The 22,070-nt window shown below is 43.1% G+C and carries 18 protein-coding genes and 1 pseudogene; all 19 read right to left on the bottom strand.

The features are described 5' to 3' along the window. Positions 1-87 precede the first annotated feature (87 nt). Positions 88-1,044: an acyltransferase family protein gene (locus tag NFX39_RS01080; protein ID WP_252442173.1), complete on the bottom strand. Its 957-nt coding sequence runs from the start codon at positions 1,042-1,044 to the stop codon at positions 88-90. An 83-nt stretch (positions 1,045-1,127) separates the two neighbouring features. After that, positions 1,128-2,318: a UDP-galactopyranose mutase gene (glf, locus tag NFX39_RS01085; protein ID WP_252442175.1), complete on the bottom strand. Its 1,191-nt coding sequence runs from the start codon at positions 2,316-2,318 to the stop codon at positions 1,128-1,130. Next, complete coding sequence (locus NFX39_RS01090; protein WP_252442177.1) at positions 2,318-3,088, bottom strand: DUF4422 domain-containing protein; 771 nt, start codon at positions 3,086-3,088, stop codon at positions 2,318-2,320. The genes glf and NFX39_RS01090 overlap by 1 nt, the downstream gene beginning before the upstream one ends. Beyond that, positions 3,088-4,482 (bottom strand): hypothetical protein, encoded by a 1,395-nt coding sequence (locus NFX39_RS01095; RefSeq protein WP_252442179.1) that lies wholly within the window; start codon positions 4,480-4,482, stop codon positions 3,088-3,090. The genes NFX39_RS01090 and NFX39_RS01095 overlap by 1 nt, the downstream gene beginning before the upstream one ends. Positions 4,483-4,491: 9 nt before the next feature. Then, positions 4,492-5,115 carry a YveK family protein gene (locus NFX39_RS01100; protein ID WP_252442181.1) on the bottom strand — a complete coding sequence of 208 codons (624 nt, stop codon included), beginning with the start codon at positions 5,113-5,115 and terminating at the stop codon, positions 4,492-4,494. Positions 5,116-5,143: 28 nt separating this feature from the next. Next, positions 5,144-5,776, bottom strand: a complete 633-nt coding sequence (locus NFX39_RS01105) for a sugar transferase (RefSeq protein ID WP_252442183.1) — start codon at positions 5,774-5,776, stop codon at positions 5,144-5,146. Between the two features lie 52 nt (positions 5,777-5,828). After that, complete coding sequence (locus NFX39_RS01110) at positions 5,829-7,277, bottom strand: flippase (protein WP_252442185.1); 1,449 nt, start codon at positions 7,275-7,277, stop codon at positions 5,829-5,831. A gap of 24 nt (positions 7,278-7,301) precedes the next feature. Further along, positions 7,302-8,846 carry a glycoside hydrolase family 68 protein gene (locus NFX39_RS01115; protein ID WP_252442187.1) on the bottom strand — a complete coding sequence of 515 codons (1,545 nt, stop codon included), beginning with the start codon at positions 8,844-8,846 and terminating at the stop codon, positions 7,302-7,304. Positions 8,847-9,031: 185 nt separating this feature from the next. Then, a complete protein-coding gene (locus tag NFX39_RS01120; RefSeq protein ID WP_252442189.1) occupies positions 9,032-10,069 on the bottom strand; it encodes an acyltransferase in 1,038 nt (345 codons plus the stop codon). A gap of 118 nt (positions 10,070-10,187) precedes the next feature. Continuing rightward, positions 10,188-12,239 (bottom strand): GDSL-type esterase/lipase family protein, encoded by a 2,052-nt coding sequence (locus NFX39_RS01125; RefSeq protein ID WP_252442191.1) that lies wholly within the window; start codon positions 12,237-12,239, stop codon positions 10,188-10,190. 64 nt (positions 12,240-12,303) lie between these two features. Then, positions 12,304-13,794: a GH25 family lysozyme gene (locus tag NFX39_RS01130; protein ID WP_252442193.1), complete on the bottom strand. Its 1,491-nt coding sequence runs from the start codon at positions 13,792-13,794 to the stop codon at positions 12,304-12,306. A 19-nt stretch (positions 13,795-13,813) separates the two neighbouring features. Then, complete coding sequence (locus NFX39_RS01135; protein ID WP_252442195.1) at positions 13,814-14,188, bottom strand: hypothetical protein; 375 nt, start codon at positions 14,186-14,188, stop codon at positions 13,814-13,816. Positions 14,189-14,401: 213 nt separating this feature from the next. Further along, complete coding sequence (locus tag NFX39_RS01140) at positions 14,402-15,076, bottom strand: phosphatase PAP2 family protein (protein WP_252442197.1); 675 nt, start codon at positions 15,074-15,076, stop codon at positions 14,402-14,404. Positions 15,077-15,544: 468 nt separating this feature from the next. Then, positions 15,545-17,602: pseudogene (locus NFX39_RS01145) on the bottom strand (AAA family ATPase); the annotation flags it as partial. Positions 17,603-17,617: 15 nt separating this feature from the next. Beyond that, positions 17,618-17,764 carry a hypothetical protein gene (locus NFX39_RS01150; RefSeq protein ID WP_252442201.1) on the bottom strand — a complete coding sequence of 49 codons (147 nt, stop codon included), beginning with the start codon at positions 17,762-17,764 and terminating at the stop codon, positions 17,618-17,620. 129 nt (positions 17,765-17,893) lie between these two features. Then, positions 17,894-19,261, bottom strand: coding sequence for a magnesium transporter (gene mgtE / locus NFX39_RS01155; protein ID WP_252442203.1), 1,368 nt, complete (start codon positions 19,259-19,261; stop codon positions 17,894-17,896). Positions 19,262-19,350: 89 nt separating this feature from the next. Beyond that, positions 19,351-20,256, bottom strand: a complete 906-nt coding sequence (locus NFX39_RS01160; RefSeq protein WP_252442205.1) for an RluA family pseudouridine synthase — start codon at positions 20,254-20,256, stop codon at positions 19,351-19,353. A 218-nt stretch (positions 20,257-20,474) separates the two neighbouring features. After that, positions 20,475-21,269, bottom strand: a complete 795-nt coding sequence (locus NFX39_RS01165; RefSeq protein ID WP_252442207.1) for an NAD kinase — start codon at positions 21,267-21,269, stop codon at positions 20,475-20,477. Between the two features lie 113 nt (positions 21,270-21,382). Then, the gene (locus tag NFX39_RS01170) at positions 21,383-21,949 is read right to left on the bottom strand and encodes a GTP pyrophosphokinase (RefSeq protein WP_252442209.1); all 567 of its coding nucleotides are present in this window, start codon (positions 21,947-21,949) and stop codon (positions 21,383-21,385) included. Between the last annotated feature and the right edge of the window lie 121 nt (positions 21,950-22,070).

The raw sequence follows: 22,070 nt of genomic DNA on the forward strand, positions 1-22,070 counted from the left end.
AGCCTTCCCGATTATAACCTAACTCACGCTACCCGTGTGTAAATTGTTTGATAAATAATACATGTTTTAGTGTTTTTTACAAATTAACTAAAATAGATATTGATTGATTTTCATTTTCTTTAAGATTACGAAAATGATTAATGGTCCGATCATTCCAGCCAAGAGCCCTACGGTCAAAACGAAAGGTAAGGCCGTTAATCCTAGTTTCATTAGGAAAACGCGAGATCCCGCCGTAAAGATGATGTGCAGAACGTAGATGGCCATTGAGTTACGACCAACAAAATCAATCCAAGAATGCTTCAATAACTTTGATAAGTTAATTAAGAAAGCGATACCAGACATTGCAACGAAAAATGATACGAACGTTGTCAATTCCTGGTTAGCTGGCAACATAAAGTAGACGACGTTTAATATGACTGCTGCGATAAAACTTGGTAGTAGCTTAATTTGATTTAATTGATCTTGCTGTTCCAAAACAAAGGTTCCGGCCACGAAGAAAATCAAGTGGTAGAAGATTCGCCATACTTCCCATGTGTGCAGCCATGGAGACAACAAGAACAGGATGAATGAGAAAACAAACAGAACTTTCTTGCCCATTTTCATGACGTTTACAGCCAAATAGTAAATCAAGAAAATCCAAAATAAATCGTACAAGAACCAGAATTGCGCGTATGGCATCCATGGAAGTGTGAATGCATTTGAAAGCCCCTGTCCGTTATTTGTATTCTTCGCAACGGCTTGCATCACAACAGCCTGGAAGATTCCCCAAATGAAGTATGGAATAATTAAGGTACGAATCTTCTGCCAAACAGCTGTTTTAGCGGCACGTTTCCCCCACTTAACTGCAAATATACCTGATAAGAAGAAGAACAGCGGCATGTGCGTTGTATAGATAACACTATGTTGAATACGGTAGTTCAACGTATCAGACCAAAGGCCGGCATCATGTGCTCCTAAAAGCACGTGCCCGTATACAACAAGTAAAATTCCAACGGCTTTCGCAACGTCAACCCATTCAATTCGCTTTGGCTTTTGCGTATCCATGTCCGACTCTCCTTCTCTCCCTCAGTCAGTGAATTCTGAAATCATAATCTTATGTACAGCAGCTAAACAGCTGCTTTAATGTTTTACTTCACATCGTCGTGTGCGAAGTTGAAATCATCATCGATACCGAATTCTTCACGAACCGTGTTTAACGCATCGTTGAACACCTGATCCATGTCGAAGTAACGGTACTTACCCAAACGACCACCGAACATCACTTCAGGAGCGTTTTCACGCGCTTCCTTCACGTATTGCTTGTACAACTCCGTGTTCTTTTCATTGTTCACTGGGTAGTAAGCTTCCTTCGTGCGGTCCCAATCTTGTGGGTATTCACGCGTAATGATTGTCTTCCCTTCGTCAGCCAATCCATCGAAGTGCTTCCATTCCATTTGACGAGTGAATGGTGTGTCGGCATCCGTGTAGTTAATAACGGCATTTCCTTGGTAGTTATCAGAATCGATTGTTTCGGATTCAAAGCGAAGTGAACGGTATTCCAATTCACCATGCTTGTAATCAAAGAATTGGTCAATCATTCCCGTGTACAAGACACGTGGGAACTCAGCCAAGAATTCGTCCTTGTGGTCGAAGAAATCAGTGTCAGTCAACACATCAATCAAACCGTTTGAACGTTCAACCATGTTTTCAAAGATCTGTGTGTAACCACCAACAGGAATCCCTTGATAACGGTGGTTAAAGTAGTTGTTATCGTAGATGAAACGAACTGGCAAACGCTTGATGATAAAGGCAGGCAATTCCGTTGCCTTACGTCCCCACTGCTTTTCAGTGTAACCCTTAATCAAAGCTTGGTAGATGTCTGTACCAATCAATGAGATGGCTTGCTCTTCCAAGTTACGTGGCTGACGGTCACCCAATTCCTTCAACGCTTCAGCCTTTTGTTCTTCAATCTTGGCCTTCGCTTCAGCTGGCGTCTTCGTACCCCACATTTGGTAGAAGGTGTTCATGTTAAATGGTAAATTGAAGAGCTTACCGTTATAGTTTGCAACCACTTGGTTTTGGAATCCGTTGAATTCGGCGAACTGACGAACGTAGTCCCAAACCATCTTGTTATCCGTGTGGAAGATGTGGGCACCGAAATCGTGAACCGTGATTCCGTTTTCAACGTGCGTGTGCGTGTTTCCACCGATAAATGAACGCTTTTCGACAACAAGTGACTTCTTACCACGCTTGGCAGCTTCGTAAGCAAACGTCATTCCGAAGGGGCCAGCCCCAACAATCAAGTAGTCGTAGTTTTTAGTGTTAAATTTGTTAGCCATTAGAAATGTACCTTTTTCTTTGAATTTGGGAAGAACTTACGCTTTAAGAACTGTGTTCCTTTATCAATCCAGTTCGTCTTTTCAAGCGAAACGACTGGCAATTCAGCGTATGAATATCCTTTTGTTTTTAACCAAGTATCCATGAGACGTTCAGAAAGAAAACCAAACACTCGAAGATCCTGTCCTTCAAGTGTTGATAAGTCGACTCTTTCTTCGACTTTATCCAAGACTCCGAAAAGAAAAGCCGCATAGTCATCGAACGTTTCCTGCTTCATCACGAACATGTTGAAAAGATGAGCCTTCGTGGACTTTTCCATCTCTTGAAATGCCGGATAAAAATCCGGAAAATCATTTTTTATCACATCCTCCATGATGAAATATGGCTCATTTGCATGGGCATGCAAGTAATGATTACGTTGATTTTCAATAAAGTAGTTACGCGCTTTAGGTAAAAGGACGTCGTGGTCCCGGAGAAGATATTCCAACTGAACCTTCGTTAAACGTGCTTTAACATCATGCGATGCCTTATTTCCAAAGTAACGTCGATAATGCATTAATCCCACTAAGTCTGAGTTTGAATTCTTCCACGCCCAGTAAATAGCAGTTAACTCATTAAAGTTTGGATTCTTATTAGAAATATTAATTCCAGTATCATCACGGAGATAACCATCTGGAATTTTTTCTCGCAATGCAGATCCAACCATGATTGGTTGGTAACAGCCATCTTGAGGTATGTCGTATTCTTTATGTGTTGCGACATATACTGTCATTAGCTAAGCTCCTTTTCCAATCGCAAGACGTGCTTTCGATAGAAGAAAAACATTAAGAGATAAGGCCATAAGAAGACCTGAATAACAAAGATGGATGAGAAGGCTGCCAATACGATCATCGTAATGAAAGCAGTTAGCATTCCCCTATTCCATGCCAATTGACTATCATCCATCAAACTTGTGTTCAATCGATGTTTCATGAGGTTTGTTCGAGCAACCAAGCGCAGAAGCAGCCACATTGCCGGAATCATGACGATCACACCAAACGATGCGAACCATCCGAGCAAGTCAGACAGATTGGGGTAGCCAAATTGTGAATAAATATGTTCAAACTCGAAGTTGTGAGTTGTAAATTCTGGAACGTTTTGAAGCGTAAAGAAGGATGTGAATCCATAACCCACACCCTGAATAGGATGCGTTAGGAAGGTCAGGAACAAACCAATTGTTCCTCCCAATCGATTATCGGTTCCGCCCTTTGCAAACAAGAACTGGTTCAACAAGTGCTGCACTGCATGAACCTTAAGGTAGGCAATACCCAGCAGCACAATCCCAGCAAGCATCAAAACGATTAGCGTCACTCGACTCTTGCCCTTAGACCAAACAATCCAAAGCACATAGGCAACGACAGCAGTTAAAATACCAGTTGTTGTCTTTGCGAGAAGCAATGTTCCAAAAATAATAGCTACCAAAATGACATTTAACATTTTCTCGGTATTGGCACTTTTCACTTTGTCCCAAATCTTAGCACCTGAAGATAGCACACCTATCAGAGCAGGAAGAAAGACGACACCGATAAAGTTAGCAAGGAATGCCGCTTCGGGTTCGAATCCATTTACTCGTCCCTGCGTTACGGCATATGATCCCTTTTTATAGAAGTCATAGGATTCGCCATGAACGCGCCAGTGACGCTCGAAAAGACCCGCTAAATGATTGACATAGCCTTCGATACTCTTCATATGAGTGAGTGTCGCAACCAACTGAGGGAAGATAACGAAGACGAAGTAAACCGCAAGAGCAATTAAACCAGACTTCAAGAACGACTTTTCTTCTGATTCGTTCGTCACGGTCAGCTGAATGACAGCCCAAGCAACATAAACCGTAATCGTCCAACTCGCCAACATGATGACGGAATGTAGTAACCCAGAAGTTAAAACCGTATCCCCGGTTTTACCGTATGAGTAAGCCATCGCAAAAAGCTGCACAGCCCAGAAAAAAGAACCCAATCCCAAAGCTAGCTTTGAAGGAATGATGTCCTTGATTCTTGTCGGGAAACGAAACAACTGAATCAGGATGACTGCTACGAAGAATGGAAACGCAATCATTGCCGTTGTTTCAGCGACCGAACTTGTATAATTCTTCGAAAAGAATGTGATTGGTAAAAGAAAATTCACCATAGGATTTACTTACCCTTGTTTCTTTGCCAACTTGTAATTAGACCAGATGCCCGTTACCAATACCGTAAACATCGCAACAACGAGACCGAATGCCGCACCAAAGATTGTCATCTTCTTGGTAGACTTTGATCCAACTTCCTTCACGTCAGAGCTGTTTGCTTTTGACAATAGCTTTTGTTGTCCCATGTCTGGGTAAAGGCTTGGAGCTACTTGGCTGTATACTTCAGCGTATGTGTTAGCCAATGCCTTTGCCTTTGCAACGGTGTTGCTATTTGCTTCAAAATTCAACATCAACGTTTCAGTTGGGTTTTCAACTGAAACTGCTGACGTGATTTCGTCAGTGGTCATCTTAAATGGCAAAGCCTTCTTAACTGAAGAAACAATGGCATCATCTTTTGCCAACTTCTTGTACGTGTCAATCAACGCCTTATCTGCGGAAAAGCGTGAGTTAGGGTCCTTCACGTTGGTGTTATCCTTTGCAATAATCACCGTACGTGAAGCAGCGTAGTTGGTATTCTTCTTAGCTAACTTTGAGCCAGCAAAACCAGCACCGGCAAAAAGAATCATCACTAAGACAATAACCCAAGAAAAACGCCAGAAGCGCTTCATCATATCTGTAAATGTAAATTCCATTATTTTCTCCTCTACTTATCGACACCTTTTAGAAAGCGCCATCCCCTTTGAAAATCGCAATAACCGTCAAAAACAAAATCTTGAAGTCCAAACCAAGGTTTGCTCGATCAACGTAGTCGAGCTCAATCTGTGCGCGTTCAGGATACCCAATATTTGAACGTCCCGAAGCCTGCCAGAGGCCGAAGACTCCTGGCTTAACAGACAAAAACTCTTCAATTCGTTCTTCATCACCATACTCAACGAGTTCAGTTTCAACTACGGGGCGCGGACCAATGATCGACATGTTCCCAATCAACGTGTTCCAGAACTGTGGCAGTTCATCTAAAGAGGTCTTTCTTAAGATGGCCCCAATCTTTGTAATTCGTGGATCTTCCTTTGTTGGCAGCTTGTAGCCGTTTTCAACAAACTTTGCATAGAGTTCATCGTTGGAACGAAGAATCTCGTCAGCATTATCGACCATTGATTGAAATTTATATATTTTAAAGCGTTTTCCATAACGGCCAACTCGTTCTTGGCTATAGAAAACGTGAGAAGTTCCTTCCGCGAATTTAATCCAGAGCGCAATCAGTAAGAACAATGGTGATAAAAACACCAAGGCACAGGCTGATACGACGATGTCTAAGATTCGCTTGGGAAAGTGATAGAACAGCATTCTTTTCATGTTCCATCCTCCGATTATTTATTTGTACACGACTGTTAATTATACCAGACTGCTATTTAACGCGAAAGGAAACGCGTTTACACAGCATCGTTAATATTGGCGCTCTCAATAGGACCAACATCACAACATAAGTTACGAATCCAAGCGTTCCCTCCACAAGCGTAGATGTGAATCCAATACTGTGGCTTTGAACGTATTGACTAACAACAAAGTACATCACGGTACCGGCAACGAGGTAACGCCATATTCCAGTAAAGTGTCCAAGAACCGACATATCTTTACGCGTGACAACAAGCTGGTAAGCAATGACTGCGAATTCAGACAAAGCAGTCGCAATTGCAGCTCCTGCGACCCCCCAGAGATAGATCAATGGGAAGTTCAAAATCACGTTTAGTATGGCACCAAAGGTCACGGACCAAGTGAAATCATGCAAACGCTGCGTTGGTATCAAGAACTGATTACCAATGACGTTTGACCAACCAATAAAGACAATGATTGGTGTCAGCAAAACTAGAGCTACTCCGACATCCCCCCAGTTCTTTCCCAAGAACCAAAGCATAGCGGTAGGACCCAAGGCCGCAATTCCAGCCGCAATGGGAATAGCAATCGCTGAAACAAAGTCCATTGAGGAATGAATCGCAGCCTTCATTTTATCGTGTTCACCAGCAGCAAAATGCGCCGACATTCTGGGCAGCATCACCAATCCGACTGAAGTAACGAGGGCTAAACAAACCTTGATGATTTTATCAGCGTTATCATATACCCCGGAGGTCGCCGTTGCACCAGTGATAAATGGCAGCATCGTCTTATTTAGCTGCAAGTATACCTGCGTGGCAATCGTTGGTAAGAACATCAGGAAAACCGGCTTCCAATGCCCTTTTAAATCTAGCTGGCTAAACTTTGGCCAGCTGAACTTTCCAAGCAAGTATAGCCACATGGAGAGGTTCCCAACAACCTGTGAGATAGCCAATAACAAAATATAGGCACCGACATCACCCGGTTGCTTGACCAAGATGAAGATCAACACGGTCATCATGATTTTAATCATCATGTTTCGAAGAACCGTCTTACGGAAGTCTTCCAATCCCATGAAGTACCATGAGATATCAAAAATTCCTGAGAAGATGACCCAAATCTGGTACCACAAGAACAATTCGTTATTGTGGATACGAGTGTTGAGGGCCCCACCACCGTAGATAAAGCCCACGTATAGAATCAAAGCAACCAGACCAGCAATGAAGTGGATGATTTGAATTTCCCAGAATTTTTTCTGACGTTTTTCCTCATTATCATGTACATAAGCAATTTCTCGCGAACCGTACGTCACGATACCCAGTGACGCGATTAATAAGAAATATGTGACAAGGGAATTTGTCCAAGAAGCGATTCCAACCGCTTCTTTTCCCAAAACACGTGCCAAGTATGGCAGCGTCAAAATTGGGACAATGATATTTAATAGCTGATAAGCAGCGTTATATAAGTAATTCTTAGTAACTTGCATAAGCATTCACTTTCATCATTTTTATCAGTCGTGCTGTGGCTGAGATTTAAATGTCTTTCCTGTCGTCGTCAACGCACCAGGAGACAGAACACGGTCGTTAATAACCTTAGTCTTGTGTCCATCCAATTTAAGGAGGTAACTTGGTGCAAAGGTGCGACTATTTTGGAAAGAGGTGATGATGATTTCATCATTCTTAATCTTTTCAGGCTTTACTGGTAGGTAGGCATAGGTAAAGTATGGATCTTGCTGTGCCCCTTGAAGGACGAGGCCATTTCCATTCAACGGTTTGTATTGCCCATTGATTCCATCGTCAGAAACATAACCAAAGAGGTAAGTCTTCTTAATGGTGTAAGGGTGTTGATAGACAGATGAATAACCATCCCCAAAGAAACAAGTGAAGAAATACCACTTCCCCTTATATTCGAAAAGGTTTGGACGTTCAATCATGTCATAAGAAGCATTAGCAGTAAGGATAGGATTCAAAACCTTTTTAACGGTAAAGTCCTTGTTCAACTCCAACTTTCCATGCGCTGCATTGGCCATGTAAATACGATCGTATTCCGCCTGGGCAGCAGGATTCTTCAAACGGTTCGTTTCGTTTTCAAACTCTTTTTGATTACCGTAGTAGTCGGCATTCAAGAAGTTGTTTTCACCTTGAGGGTGGAAATCAGTCCCGGTGTTTCCTTCGAAAGTCAGGTAATAGCGGTTCCCATCCTTCACAAAATGAGGATCACGCATCGCAAAGGAGTCCCCGACACTACGGTATCGAGTGGCCTGCTTTGCCGTTTGGTAAATCTTTCCATCCCCTGTGAACAAAGTCTTGTGATCACTAGCTTTTTCATGATTAATCGTCAAACCAGACGACCAGTCTTTTCCTTGTTTAGGTTCTAATTGGATTTTCGCTGTTGTCAACGCTTGCCCTTGGTCACCTCCACGAGGCATGGCATTCGTGTAGAAAACACGCAGCGTGCTATCATTCTTATCCATCAAGTAGGATGATCCTGACCATTCACTGACAATTGAATCGAGGCATTCATCCTCTTTGTTCTTATCGCGACCCTCTCCAAAGGTTGCAAAAACATCCCCTAAGTATTGCCAGCTTGAGATATCCTCATTCTTATCGGAAATCTTTTGGGCATAGAGACCAATCTTAGCGCCATGACCATCGTCACGACGTCCAAGGCTAGTTAAAGCCATTTGCAAACGGTAGCCGTGAAAGTTAGCTACGGTGCCATCAGGTGTCGTCACAGGCCATGAATCCCACGCAACAACCTTATCGTATTGCCCCGTCTTTGGGTTGTATTGCTTTGATGATGGGATGTCAGAACTTATCAAATCCGTTTTTGACAAGTCCGGTGCACGGAAATCATTTGTGTCTTTATGCTTATTTTGAATACCTTCTATCGCCAAGCGAGTCATGTGAGCAGGTTGAGCATTTTCTTGCTTTTTTACTTCCGCTTTGATGCTTTTTTCTTCTTGATGCTTCTGGTGTGAATCAAATGAGTAATATCCTCCAGCAATTGCAGCGATTCCTGCAAGATGCAAGAGAACAATCGTACTCTTTTTCATTCGCTTCTTAGTTTTAAAATGACGAGGCATAATAGATCCTTTAAATAGAGTATTGGTGGTCTTGTTCATTTTATAGACAATAAACCTAACTATTCCATTCTACAGGAAAAGCGATTTCAAAATGATTAAGTCTTAACTAAATTTAACAAAATAAAAAAGCCCAGCTTAATACTGAGCTTTTGACTTTAAACAATTCTTCTAAGATATGGAATCTTTTTAATCAACCAAACAAGAATAACTGAAATGGCCCATACAATAATTGGCATCACTAGAATGTGCCACCATGACCTTGGCATTAGGATGTTATTCTGCTCAAGACTTTCGATAAAGAAGTAGTGGATAACGTAAACCCCTAGCGAGGCCCCAGCTAATCGCTTCAGCAGACCTTGCATTTTTATTGAAGGGATCCATTCTGAAAAATGGTTTTGGAAGAACACGAAGACACCGGCTGACCACAAGAATCCAAAGATCCCCCAGATGTTATAAACTTGACGTTGGAACTCTCCCCGGTGCTTTGATAAGACGACTGTCAAAACAATCATAATCAAAGCTGAAACAACTGCAGCAACGTAAAGAATTCGTGCCCATTTTTTTGACAGCGGAAAATGCTTCAAATACCACCCCAAAATGAAGAATCCAATGGATCCGCTGAATCCGATACTGAGCCCTCCTGACAGTAACGTGTCGGGTTGTTGACGCATTGAATAGTAATAGCTGACCAATTCAACAAAGACGATGTTTAAAACAAGTAAATACTGTACAAGCTGCTTTTGCTTATCGACCGTTATCTTACTCAACAATGGCACAGATAAGTAGAAACCAATGATGAAGTAGAAATACCAAAAAATTGGTTGAATCCCGTTATGCATTAAACCGTCAAACAACTGACTGTATGTTCGTAATGAAGTCCATGAAAGATGCCAATTTTGACTGTTTTCATAGACAAACCAAAGCACTGACCATGTCATAAATGGTATTCCTACGCGTCGTAGTCGCTTTAAGAAAAAGGTTTTAGTATCTTCTCGATCACGATAGTCAAGATTATTTGCTCCAGACAACATAAAGAAGATTGGAACAGCAAAAATGAAGAGCACTTGAATCAAAACTGAGACATCCCAGCGATGGTCCATTGCATTGGAAAAAGCATAGCTTGATCCATGAAGCATAACTACTGCAAAAGTAGCTAAAATATTCAATACATCCATGTAGTAATAACGTTTCATGTAAACCTCTGTTGCTAATGATTCGCATCATTAATTTAATCTTCTTACATTCTACCCGATTTTGCTCCGAAAAAGAAAAACACTGCTAAAACTAGCAGTGTTTTTTCATCAACTTAGATTAACGAAGATAGAAGCCACCGTCGTTTCCAAAGTTATAGGTCTTCCCATCAATGGTTTGAATACCTTCAACAGCACGACCTTCAGAGTTTGTCCAGTAGGTCATTCCCCAGGCATGACGCCACCCTTCGTTCTGACGAACACCATCGATAAACCAGTAGAAGGTTCCCATGTAGAAACGGAATCCAGTGAACAGTTGTCCGTTTTCATACCAGCGGTATCCACCATTTTGGTTTGAACCATCATAAAGGTATCCGGAAACTGGTCGCTCGTAGTATGAGTTATCAGTTCCAAAGTTATGAACCTTGCCATCAATGATATGTGTTCCTTGAACGGCACGGCCAGTTTCATCCGTGTAATAGGTCATTCCCCACGCCTGACGCCATCCAGCATTCTGACGAACTCCGTCGACAAACCAGTAGTATGTTCCCATGTAGAATCGGAAGCCGGTAAAGAGCTTTCCATCTTCATACCAACGGTATCCACCGTTTTGGCTAGAACCATCGTACAAGTAACCAGAGGAACGCATGTAGAAGGAGCCATCGTTTCCAAAGTCAAAGACTTGACCATTGATGTTTCGAATTCCTTGAACGGCACGGCCATCAGCATCGGTGTAGTACCAACGTCCCCAGGCTTCACGCCATCCTTCGTTTTGACGAACACCCTTAACGAACCAGTAGTAAGTTCCCATGTAGTAACGGAATCCAGAGTATACGTGTCCATTTTCAAGCCAGCGCCATCCAGCTAATGTATTCACATAGCCATTTTGGCTAGGCAATGAATAGTTCGTATAGTTGGCACGGAAGTTGTTGTTTGGATTTTGATTAATGGCGTCGGTGATCTTTTGACCGATTTTCTTGTACGAATCATTTGTTGGATGCACACCGTCGGGCATTGTTTCATGGTGGTTGTCGTTCGTTACAACACCGGCATCAATCACCGTTACACCCAAGTTGTGTCCCAAACGAGTCAGCACATCCTTCAATTGATTGAGTGAGAAACCATCGTTTCCAATCCAATCGTTGTTACGGCCTTCAGGGAATTCACCTTGAGGCAATAAGATGTAAATCTTGATGTTTGGGTTAGCTTCATGAATACGACGCAAGCTATTTTGGTAGATATCAGCGATGGTATTCAAGTTAAGACCCATACCATAATTGAGGTCGTTAACACCCAAGGCAATGACAATTTCGGAGGCGTTTTGGAATGAAGGATCAGCACAGACTTGATCCGTCATCCAAGTCATATCACTACCAATTTGCGTACCTGAATAAGCGGAAGTGTTCTTGTACAACTTCTTCAAATTCTGAGCAGCGTAGTAATCATAAGAACGTGAACCATCGTTGTAAGGGTTCCAACCAACCGTTGTTGAATCACCGAATCCCCAAAGAATACCATTCTTAGCCTTTGCATGTCCCTCCTGATCAGAGTGATACGGCACACCGTTCAATTCAAAGTCAGCGGACTTCTTCAACTTATAGTTTTCGAAGTAGAACTCATCCCCGTTAATCGTCTGCAAGCCATTAACCGAGACACCGTCTAATCCGAAGTAGTACGTGTAACCATTTTGATCATTTTCAAAAACGTTATTGGCACGCACACCATCAATGTAGTACAAAAAAGCACCGTTTTGATAAGGTTCAAATCCCTGCTTTGCAGTCAAAACACCTTTATCATTTGAAGCGTACAACTTGTGGTCGATACTTTGTTCAGACTTGGTTACCTTGAAGTCATCATCGAAGTGGTACAACTTATCTTGGATGGTGACAAAGCCCTTTACAGCATTCCCATCATTATCGAAATAGTAGTCACCATTCCAGTCATTTTTTAACAGCTGTCCGTTGCTTTGAACATAAGTATAACCTTCGTGGTTAGCCTTTTCCTGCAAACCAGTGGTTACTTCTGTCGTTGTTGTAGTTGGTTGTTCAACCGTTGTTTCTAAGTTAGCTGAAACTTCGCTAGCTTGACTTACTGCCATTGTTCCAGCAACAGCCGCAATCAACAGACCAGACATAGCCCAGTTCTTGCCGCTCTTGTACATTTTAATCCGCATGGGATTCTCCTTTAATTATCTTTTAGTACGCAAAAAGCCACTACCTCAGTAGTGGCTGATTGGATTAACGCAAGTAGTACGTTCCGTCATTACCGAAGTTATAAGTTTTTCCGTCGATGACCTGGATGCCCTGCATGGCACGCCCTTCAGCGTTCGTCCAGTAAGTCATTCCCCAGGCATGGCGCCATCCTTCGTTTTGGCGTACACCATCAACGAACCAGTAGTAAGTTCCCATGTAGTAACGGAACCCTGTAAAGAGTTGTCCGTTTTCATACCAACGGTACCCACCGTTTTGGGATGAGCCATCATGAACGTATCCAGATACTGGACGTTCAAAGTAAGAATTGTCATCACCGAAGTAGTGAAGCTTTCCATCAATGATTTGACTACCTTGAACGGCACGTCCATCTTGATCCGTGTAGTACTTCATTCCCCATGCTTCACGCCAACCAGCGTTTTGACGAACTCCGTCAACGAACCAGTAGAACGTTCCCATGTAGTAACGGAAACCAGTGAAGAGTTGTCCGTTTTCATACCAGCGGTAACCACCGTTTTGCGATGATCCATCATGAAGATATCCAGAAGAACGCATGTAGAATGAACCATCGTTACCAAAGTCAAAGTCTTGACCATTGATGTTCTGATGTCCTTGTACGGCACGACCTTCTGAATTCGTGTAGTACCAACGTCCCCAGGCTTCGTGCCATGAGCTATCGGAACGAATACCATTTTCGAACCAGTAGTACGTTCCCATGTAGAAGCGGAACCCAGTGAATGGCTGGTTGTTTTCCATCCAGCGCCATCCGAGTCCAGGAACAAAGACGAATCCTTGATACATTGAAGCCATACCTGAGTAATCAATGGACATGTCAAAAGTTCCAGTTACACCGTTAACATGGGCGTTATCCGTCCACTGCCACATTCCATAATCTGTGTTCCAAAGACGATCAGCTGAAGGCTGGTCAGGATATGAAGCAATCCAAACACGGTTCTTAGGTAAGAATGAACGGTCGATGTTGTAACTTGCGTATGTGTAAAGGGCAGTGTTGCCAAATCCACGTGAGTGCAATTGGTCGTTGAAGACACGAGCATTCTTTGAAACATTATCTCGTACCATGGATTGGTCTTCAACGTCATCAATAAGCAAATCTGTCTCAGCAAATCCCAGATTACGTGCTGCATTCGCGAAGTAGTTTGCTTCACGACGAGCCTCGTCTTCGCTATGGTAACGAGCAAAGTGGTACGCGGAAACCTTCAAACCGGCAGCACGAGCATTGTTAACTTGCGTACGGGCGTATGAGTTTACATAGTTATCGCGTTCCGTCAACTTAACAATCACACCACGGACACCCGCGGCCTTCATTTTGTTGTAATCATCTACTGAAAGGTTACCTTGGTAAGATGCCACATCAACGACATCCATTCGAGGATGGTTTCCTTGACCCGCAACCATGTATGGCCCCTGGGCTGAAACAATATCCCCGTTCATTTGGTTAGCTGCAACTCCGAAAACGGAAAAGGCAGCTAAGGTAAGCATTGCGTTTTTTAAGTTCATAAATATTAAATCCTAATTCTTACTTGTGGAAGTTTTGTTGTGCGAAATCAACAACTGAAACACCTTGTTGGTTGGCATCGCTAACAATCTTTTCAATATCTGAAGGTGCCCACTGATCGACTGGAAAACCTGCGTTCTTCAATTGCGTTTCAGCATCATCAATCGTTGATTGTGTCACTTCAGGACGTACCGTTCCTTGTCCACCAAAAGCTGGTCCAGCCTTCGTTGTTGAAGAAGAAGTACTTGCTTTCTTGCTTTGTGATTCCTTAGTAGCGGAAGTACTTTGCTTGCTTTGTTCTTGCTTTGCATTATGGTTTACACCAGCCGCAAAGGCTGCGTATCCAATTCCAGCAACTGCCAACAAAGCAACCAAGGTGATAACAACTTTTTTCATTTATCTCTCCTATACTGCCATTCAAATACTCTAATCGACATTTTAATACTTATTTTATTTTACAGGAGTTTCAAAAAATTTGCAGATTTTTGTGGAAAATGAAGTAAATTTTTCCTTTTACTTAGACAATAGCGATTTTATCGAGAAGTTCTAAACGGCAATATAAAAAAGCGTTCGGATTCGAACGCTTTTTCTCAGTGGTATTTATCTTTATTATGCATCTTTCTCGTAGAAGTGAGCTTGCAGAATCCGACTCGCCAAGAAGATAGTCGAAACTACAATCAGTGTTGACATCGTGATGTCAGTCAGCCAGTGAACACCAATGACAATGCGAGCATAGGCGGACAATATTCCGATTGCCAGAGTTAGCCAGAACAAAATCTTTTGAACCATAATTTGGTTTCGCTTAACGAAGAATGGCAAATACAGGTATAGCCAACTCAAACGAGTGTGTCCACTTGGGAATGATGTAAAGCCAGTGTGGCCGTTAATTTGGAACCACTTGGTAAAAGCCTGACCATTATCAAAAACATCGATTGGCCGTGGACGTCCCCACCAAGTCTTCATACCATCAACACTTGATTGTGCAACGAATCCAACAACAATTCCCATCAACGCAACGCGCATTGAATAATCTAATTCCTTGTCACTTTGCTTAGCTACGTACTTATATGAAAATACCGCGAACATCAGCGTGCAAATAATAGAAAGAACCCAGTGTTGAATCTCGTAGGTCAACGAATCGCGGCTAGTTAAGACCATAACCGCTTCGCCTAAAGACTTCCCGCTAACTAATTCGTTGAACACGGCCATTGTGACGTAGATGTAGCTCCACAAGACATCGAACATTTCGTGTAGCGAGAGAAGGAGCAATCCTCCCGTTGCCATATACTTTGCAATACGATCGCCAATCTTACGCCAGGCAACCCAGGCTAGGAATTGCAGCGAAACAAAGTTTAAGACATTCAGCCCCTGAACTGTGTAATTCTGGATGGAAACAGCCCAAATAGATGTTTTATTAATTAGGGACGGGAAATTCCCTGATCGTATCGATAGGCAATCGTAAAGACGAATACCGAAAACACAATAAGGAAAATCATCCCAATTTTTTCAATGCGATGCATCGTGAATGGAATATTTTTAGATGAATCATTCTCGTTCATGTGCGTGTCCTTGTTTATAAAGTGATGATAATAGTTTACCAAATTTTATGGATAGAAAAATAATAAAAAAGTTCTAAAACACGATTACAGTTTTTTCTATTTTGTATTTCAATAAGAAAGAAATATAAGAACAATATTTTTTAAAGCCATTATATTGAATTAGAAATCTTAAATATCGATTTTTTCATAATCACTATATTGCTTGTTTTTTTCCGCGATTCCAGTAAGTATCAAAATGGTCTTTGACATTTAAGTATACAAATGTTTGTTCAAACATTTCTTTCAAGCCTTCAACATCCACATTACTTAAATCTGTATCCGTTTCGTACGCCACATGAGAATTCACATGCAAGCTTTTTAATAATGCTATATAAAGCAACTCGTTTCCTTCGTTCGGATTATTCTTCTTAATAAAATCAGATAAATCCCTAGGTGATTCTTTAGAGTAAACGAATCGACAATACGATTCAAAAATTCTTCTCATCGTATTCCACATAAACGCTTTTTTCTGATTATAATAAGCAAAATATAGTTCCCCCCACAAGTTATCATAAACCGTCGAGATATCTTCATTTTGATTTTCAATCTTTTTAACGACAGTTCTACTATCAGTCTTATTTAAATGAAAGAAGGCACTAGAAGATTGCTTAATTAGAGTTCCATTCCGATATGAGTCCTTGTATTGCGGCTTAGAAGGCTTCAATTGCATGTAAAAATGGATATTATGCGTCAAAATGAAAAATTGATTTTCAGAATTTTCACACATCTTTGTCATCAAATCATTTAATACCGCAATCATTAAATACTGAGAATGATCATCATTACTATCCATTAAGTCATCAAAAACAACAATATTCTTCTTATTTTTATCTGAGTTCTCGGAAATGTTATTTACGAACCAAAGAAAGGCAATTAGATTTTTTTCACCTTTACTCAATTCATGAATCGATCTTCTATGACCTTCGTATCCTTTAATTTGATACTGCCCTTTCATCTCATCTTCTTTAGGTTCTACGTAACACAACTCAAATGATTTGTTACCCATTTCTTTTAGAATACGGTTTACTCGTTCAACCAAGACTGTTTCATTCTTAGTTTCAGCTATTAATTCCTTTTTTTCTAATGAAAGGCTAGCTGCATTTTTCTCCAAACTCACTATTATTTTCCGTTTGTCCTCAACCTCTTTTTCTTGGTGATTCAGTTCAGTCAAACAATCTCTGATTTCCTTTCGCAACAATACAGTTGTTTCCAAGTGGAGTTGGAGCTGTTTGCGATATTCGGATTTATGGTTTTCAATATCATTTGTATAACTCGTCATTCTAGAGTTTAAATCATCAATCATATTGTTAATAATTAACGAACTAGGCGGATTTTTGGGTAAATAAACGCTTAATTTTTTAAATATATTTCTATCTTTCTCATCAATATAGTTTAAAAAGTTTTGTAACAATGTAGTAGACTTTTTTTGAAAATGTCTTATCATTTCATTTAATTGAATTATATCCTCATGAAATTCAACATAAGCCCTATCTTTTTCTAATAGTGGAATCTCATCTACATCTTTCTTCATTTGTTCAATATCAACTTTTATACGGTGTATTTCATTTTGAGTGGATTCATAGTTCGTGTTAAATAACTCGGACAACTCTTCAATTCGTTCATCAGAAATTTTTTGGTCGCAGAAGTAACAATTTATTTCATGGGTACTTTCTGACAAATCATGTAAATCATAACCAGCTTTAACCCACTTTTCACTCTCGACAGTGAAACTCAATGTTGACTTTTTTATTACACTTTCTTGTCTAACTTTATTGATTCGACCCAATAATTCCTGATACGCAAAATTCTTCATGTTTGGAAAATGAACATTTGCAGTCTGTTGTTGTATCTTTTTTCTCAGTGCCAGTTCTTCGGTTTTTCCCAACTTATTCTCTGAATTGAAATCTTCATATACTTCTTCTAATGAAGTTCGGTTGTAATTTCTTTTTAAACTCAAATCTTCATCAGCGAAAATTTCTTTCGCATACTTTTTTAAAATGTTATCTTTTTTAGTTACTAACGTTTTTAATATTTTCTCAGCACTTACAAAATCACTTTTTTCACTGCCAGCTATTTCCGGATTCAACGCTTTGTCCACATCAATCAACTTCATATTAATGTTATTAATTTGTTTTGAGGTATCAACGTTGTCTTCTCCCAAGACTAATGCATCTAATCCTTCTTTCTCCTCAATATAGTCATGGGGTCCGTCATAAACATATACATCTCATTCTTCATTCTTTTGCTTACGTAATAATTTAGTTAAACTACTTTTACCGGATCCATTTTTTCCAAAAATATAGTTTTTCTTTCTTAAACCACTGATTTGTTCAGATTCAAAACGATCACTCGGTAAATCAATCACATCTATCATAATAATTCTCCACTTTTCAGCTAATCATTACTATTATTTCCTATATGTTACAGGAAGACAACTGACTTCATAAAAAAACAACCAACTCCTTCGAATTGGTTGTTTTTAAGTGTTTGATTTTAAATATCTTTACTTCCCCACAAACTGGCTCAACATGCCTGTTGCGATTGAGAAGTAGATTAAGATTGAGGCCCAGTCACACACCGTTGCGACCAATGGGCCGTTCACGATTGCTGGGTCGATGTTTAGCTTGTTTAAGGTTGCTGGCACCAAGTGCGCCAACAATGAGGCCGCCAGGATTGAGAGTGCCAACGCCAGGCCAACGGCCAAGGCAAGGCCTTGGTTGCCCTGCCACAACAGAGTAACCACACCAAGCACCACTCCCGCAATGATGGCCAGTACGAACGCCGAGATAAACTCCGACACCAAGTTACGCCATCCCGATTGATCCTGTCCATTACCAAAGTGACGGACCGCCAATGCCAATGACTGCGTTCCGGCATTTCCCGCCGTTCCCGCGATGATGGTGATAAAGGCCGCCAAGATTGGTGCCTCCCGAATTGTGTGCTCGAAGATGCCCACGAGCGCCGTTGAGGCGAGTCCCAAGACCAATAGTGTCAACAGCCATGGAATCCGCTTCACAGCTGAATGCCAGGCCGTATCGTCCGTATCCGAAACGTCAACGGCCGCCATTCCTGAATAGTCGCTGACGGCTTCTTCGTCAATCACGTCCACGATGTCGTCCACCGTGACGATTCCAAGCAAGTGGTCCTCGTCATCCGTGACCGGAATCGAGAAGAAGTTGTAGTCCGCGACCACCTGAGCCACGTCCTTCTGGTCGTTTTCGGCTTTGACAGAGATCACACGGGTGTTGGTGATAGAATCAATCGTCATCTCATCCGGGTGCGTGAGCAAGTCACGGAGTGACACAACACCGATCAAACGGTGTTCATCGTCCACCACGTAGACGTAGATGATTGATTCAGCCTCTTCGGCCTGCTTCTTCACCTGAACCAAGACGTCCTTAATCTTTTCCGATTGCTTCACGGCCAAGTATTCCGTGGCCATCAACGATCCCGCCGTCTCGTCGTCGTAGTTAATCAACTGCTTGATTTCCTTGACTTCGTCGGCTGGCATCAAGGCCAGGTAAGCTGACACCGTACGGGCTGGCATCGCCTGGAGCAAGTCCGCCTCGTTATCGGCAAACATCGCCACCAGGATGTCGGCACCCTTTTGCATTGGCATTTCTTGGAGCAAGGAAACGATTTCTTCTGGATCAATTTCCAAGTTGTCAAAGACCGTGGCCAACGTTTCATCGTCCATAATGCGCCATGCCACTTCACGGATTGCGGCTGGCAATTCGGCGTAAACCTGTGCCTTTTCAAAGTCGTGCAAGGACGTGAATTGGTTCATGAAGAGGTCGTCTTGACCCGTCGTGATTAAGTTCGATAATTCGTGGACCGCGTTTTCTAACTGCTGGTCGTTGTCTAATTCCATCGTTTTGTTTCCTTTCAAGGCTGCTGGGTCGCAGTCTTCAGAGTGTGTGATTTTTGATTTGATGCTTGATTTGGATAAGTACGAACGGCTTAATCCTCGACCGCCTTCAGGGCCACCAGGTCCTCCGGCAAATCGGTCTGCAGGTGGCGAGTCTCTTCTGCGAACGGATCGTAGAAGGCCATCTGGTAGGCGTGCAAGGCCTGGCGCTTCAGCCCGTACCAGAGCGGACCACCGTAGAGGTCATCCCCCACCAGCGGGAAGCCGATGTGCTTGAAGTGCACGCGAATCTGGTGCGTGCGCCCGGTGTGCAGCTGAACCTTCACGCGCGTCATCGGATGCTCGGGGTCCTTTTCATAGCGCTGCTCCACCCAGTACTCGGTCTTCGAAGGCTTTCCGTCTTCGGTCACGGTCCGCTTGATAAAGTCACCTTCGAGCCGGCCAATTGGTGCCTCGATGATGCCGTGGTCGTCAGGCAAAATGCCTGACACATAGGCCGTGTAAAACTTTTCAACCGAGTGGTCCTGCAGCTGCTGATCCAAAACGGCGTGGGCGAAGCGGTGCTTGGCGAGCAAGACGATTCCGGAAGTGTCCCGGTCCAATCGCGTCACCACGTGTGGCACCAGGTCCTCGGCCTCCGCGTCGATCAAGTGCCCCTTCACGCGGTTCACCAACGTGTGCAAACGGTCAGCGTGGCCGGGCACCGTGGTAACCCCGTAAGGCTTGTCAACGGCGAGGAAGTGCTCGTCTTCGTAAATGACATCAAGCGGGGTAAAGTCAGGAACGACCAGGTCGTTTCCTGCTTCCACCGGCATGATGATGGTGACCTCGTCACCCTTTTTAATGTAATCGGATGTGTAAACTTGCTTATCGTTAACCAGGATGGCGCCACCGTTGTGCTTCATCTGAGAAAACATCCGGTGGGACACGCCGTGGCCCTGGAGGAAGGAGCGAACCTTGCGTTCATCGTCTCCTTCAAATGTCCAAGTAAATTTCATGTGCTGTGATTTTCGCGGTGACCGGGAGGTCTTCGCGTCCTTTCATGGGTTGGAATTAATACGTATGTGTTAGACAGCGGTAGTGGCTGCCTACAAGAACTCGCCTACGGCTCGTTCTCGGTCGAGTGAATCAAAATGCCAATGAATGCTTTGCTACAACGACTCGGCTTCGCCTTGTCGTCGGGTGAATGGACAGAACTTTACCCAGACAATGAATTTCATTCACTGTCGGAAATGAAGGCTTGTTGCACTCTGTGCCAAAAGTCGAGATGCCGGTAGGAGGCAAAGTTGATGGTTTCCTTCGCCACCTCAAAGGTGACCGACACCACGTCTTCTGCCAACAATTCCAACTGGTCACACGTGATTAAGAAGGAATCGTGGTAGGGTTTCACCGTGATTTTCTGTCCCGTTGGCACCACCAGCGGTGACCCCAAGGTACGGAAGACCCGGTTGTTAATCGATGCGATTTCGGACATCTGGATGGCCGGCAGGGTTGGGTGGATAATGGCTCCCCCGTTGGCCTTGTTATAAGCCGTCGAACCCGTTGGCGTTGCGATGGCCACACCGTCACCACGGAACCCTTCGAAGAGGTGCTCGCCCAGGTAAATGTCAGCGACCAGCGTTCCGATTGGCTGCTTGATCGTTGCTTCGTTCAAGGCCAAGTAAGACTTCTCCGTCCCGTCCGACTGACGGGTCGTGAGCTTCAAGAGTGGGTAGGAAACCTTCTCACCCTTGTCCTGCACGAGTGATTGGACAAGCTCTTTCACCTCGTCTCCCAACCAGTCGGTGTAGAAACCGAGGTGGCCGGTGTGCAGTCCGACAAAGCGGATGTCATCGGACTTGCCGATGTACTCGTGGAAGGCCCCCAAGAGCGTCCCATCACCACCAACGGAAATCACCAAATCCGGATTGTCGTTATCGAGGGACATGCCCTGCTTCGTCAATTCTTCTTTTAGTTCTTCCACAATCGCTAAAGACCGTGCTTGGTCATTGTGATAGAGGGCGACGCGCATAGAGTTCCTTTCTTTTAAGTAGTTATTCGACACTTTGTCTTATTAATGCTTCGCTGTTGGTAGACAGCTTACTTGAATTTGTCCGGGGTATGGGCGACTGGGCCAGTAACACCTTAGCCGCGAATGTCTGAGATTTCTTGTTCGAGGGCAAAGGTCTGCTCGGAGATTTCCGTCAGCTTCTTGGCCATTTCCTCGTCGATGTCCCCGTGCTTGTAGCGGAGGTCATGCTCGATTGTGGCCCAGAAGTTCATCCCCATCGTCCGGATTTGAATCTCGGCCAAGACCTTCTTTTCACCCGAGTACAACTGCACCGGGTATTCGATGACCATGTGGTAAGAACGGTAACCGGATGGCTTGGCGTTCACCACGTAATCGCGCTCTTCCAAGATGGTGAAGTCGGTGCGCTTCCGCAGCCATTCCACCACCGTGTAGATGTCTTCGATGTACTTGGTCATGATGCGCAGACCGGCGATGTCTTGCAGGTCGAGGGCCAAGCGGTCCTCGTGCAGGTGCCGACGCACAATCTTTTCTTCAATTGAGGCTTGTGACTTCACGCGGCCGGTCACGGCTTCAACGGGACGTGCCCCGTTTTTTAACTGCCCGTGCTTCAAGTAGCCGAGCTTGGCTTTGAGTTCTGAAACCGCTTGTTCATACGGCTCAAAAAATGTTGGCCATTCCATGATCGGACCTCCTTTTATGACGTTAGCAAAATAACGCCTAGATTACTTTCTATTCTACCATAAATGGCAAAAAGGCCAGCAAAACAAAAAGAGCAATCCATACGGATTGCTCTTTAACGTT

The sequence above is a fragment of the Fructobacillus apis genome (assembly GCF_023893635.1).
GTDB classification, from domain to species: Bacteria; Bacillota; Bacilli; order Lactobacillales; family Lactobacillaceae; genus Fructobacillus; species Fructobacillus apis.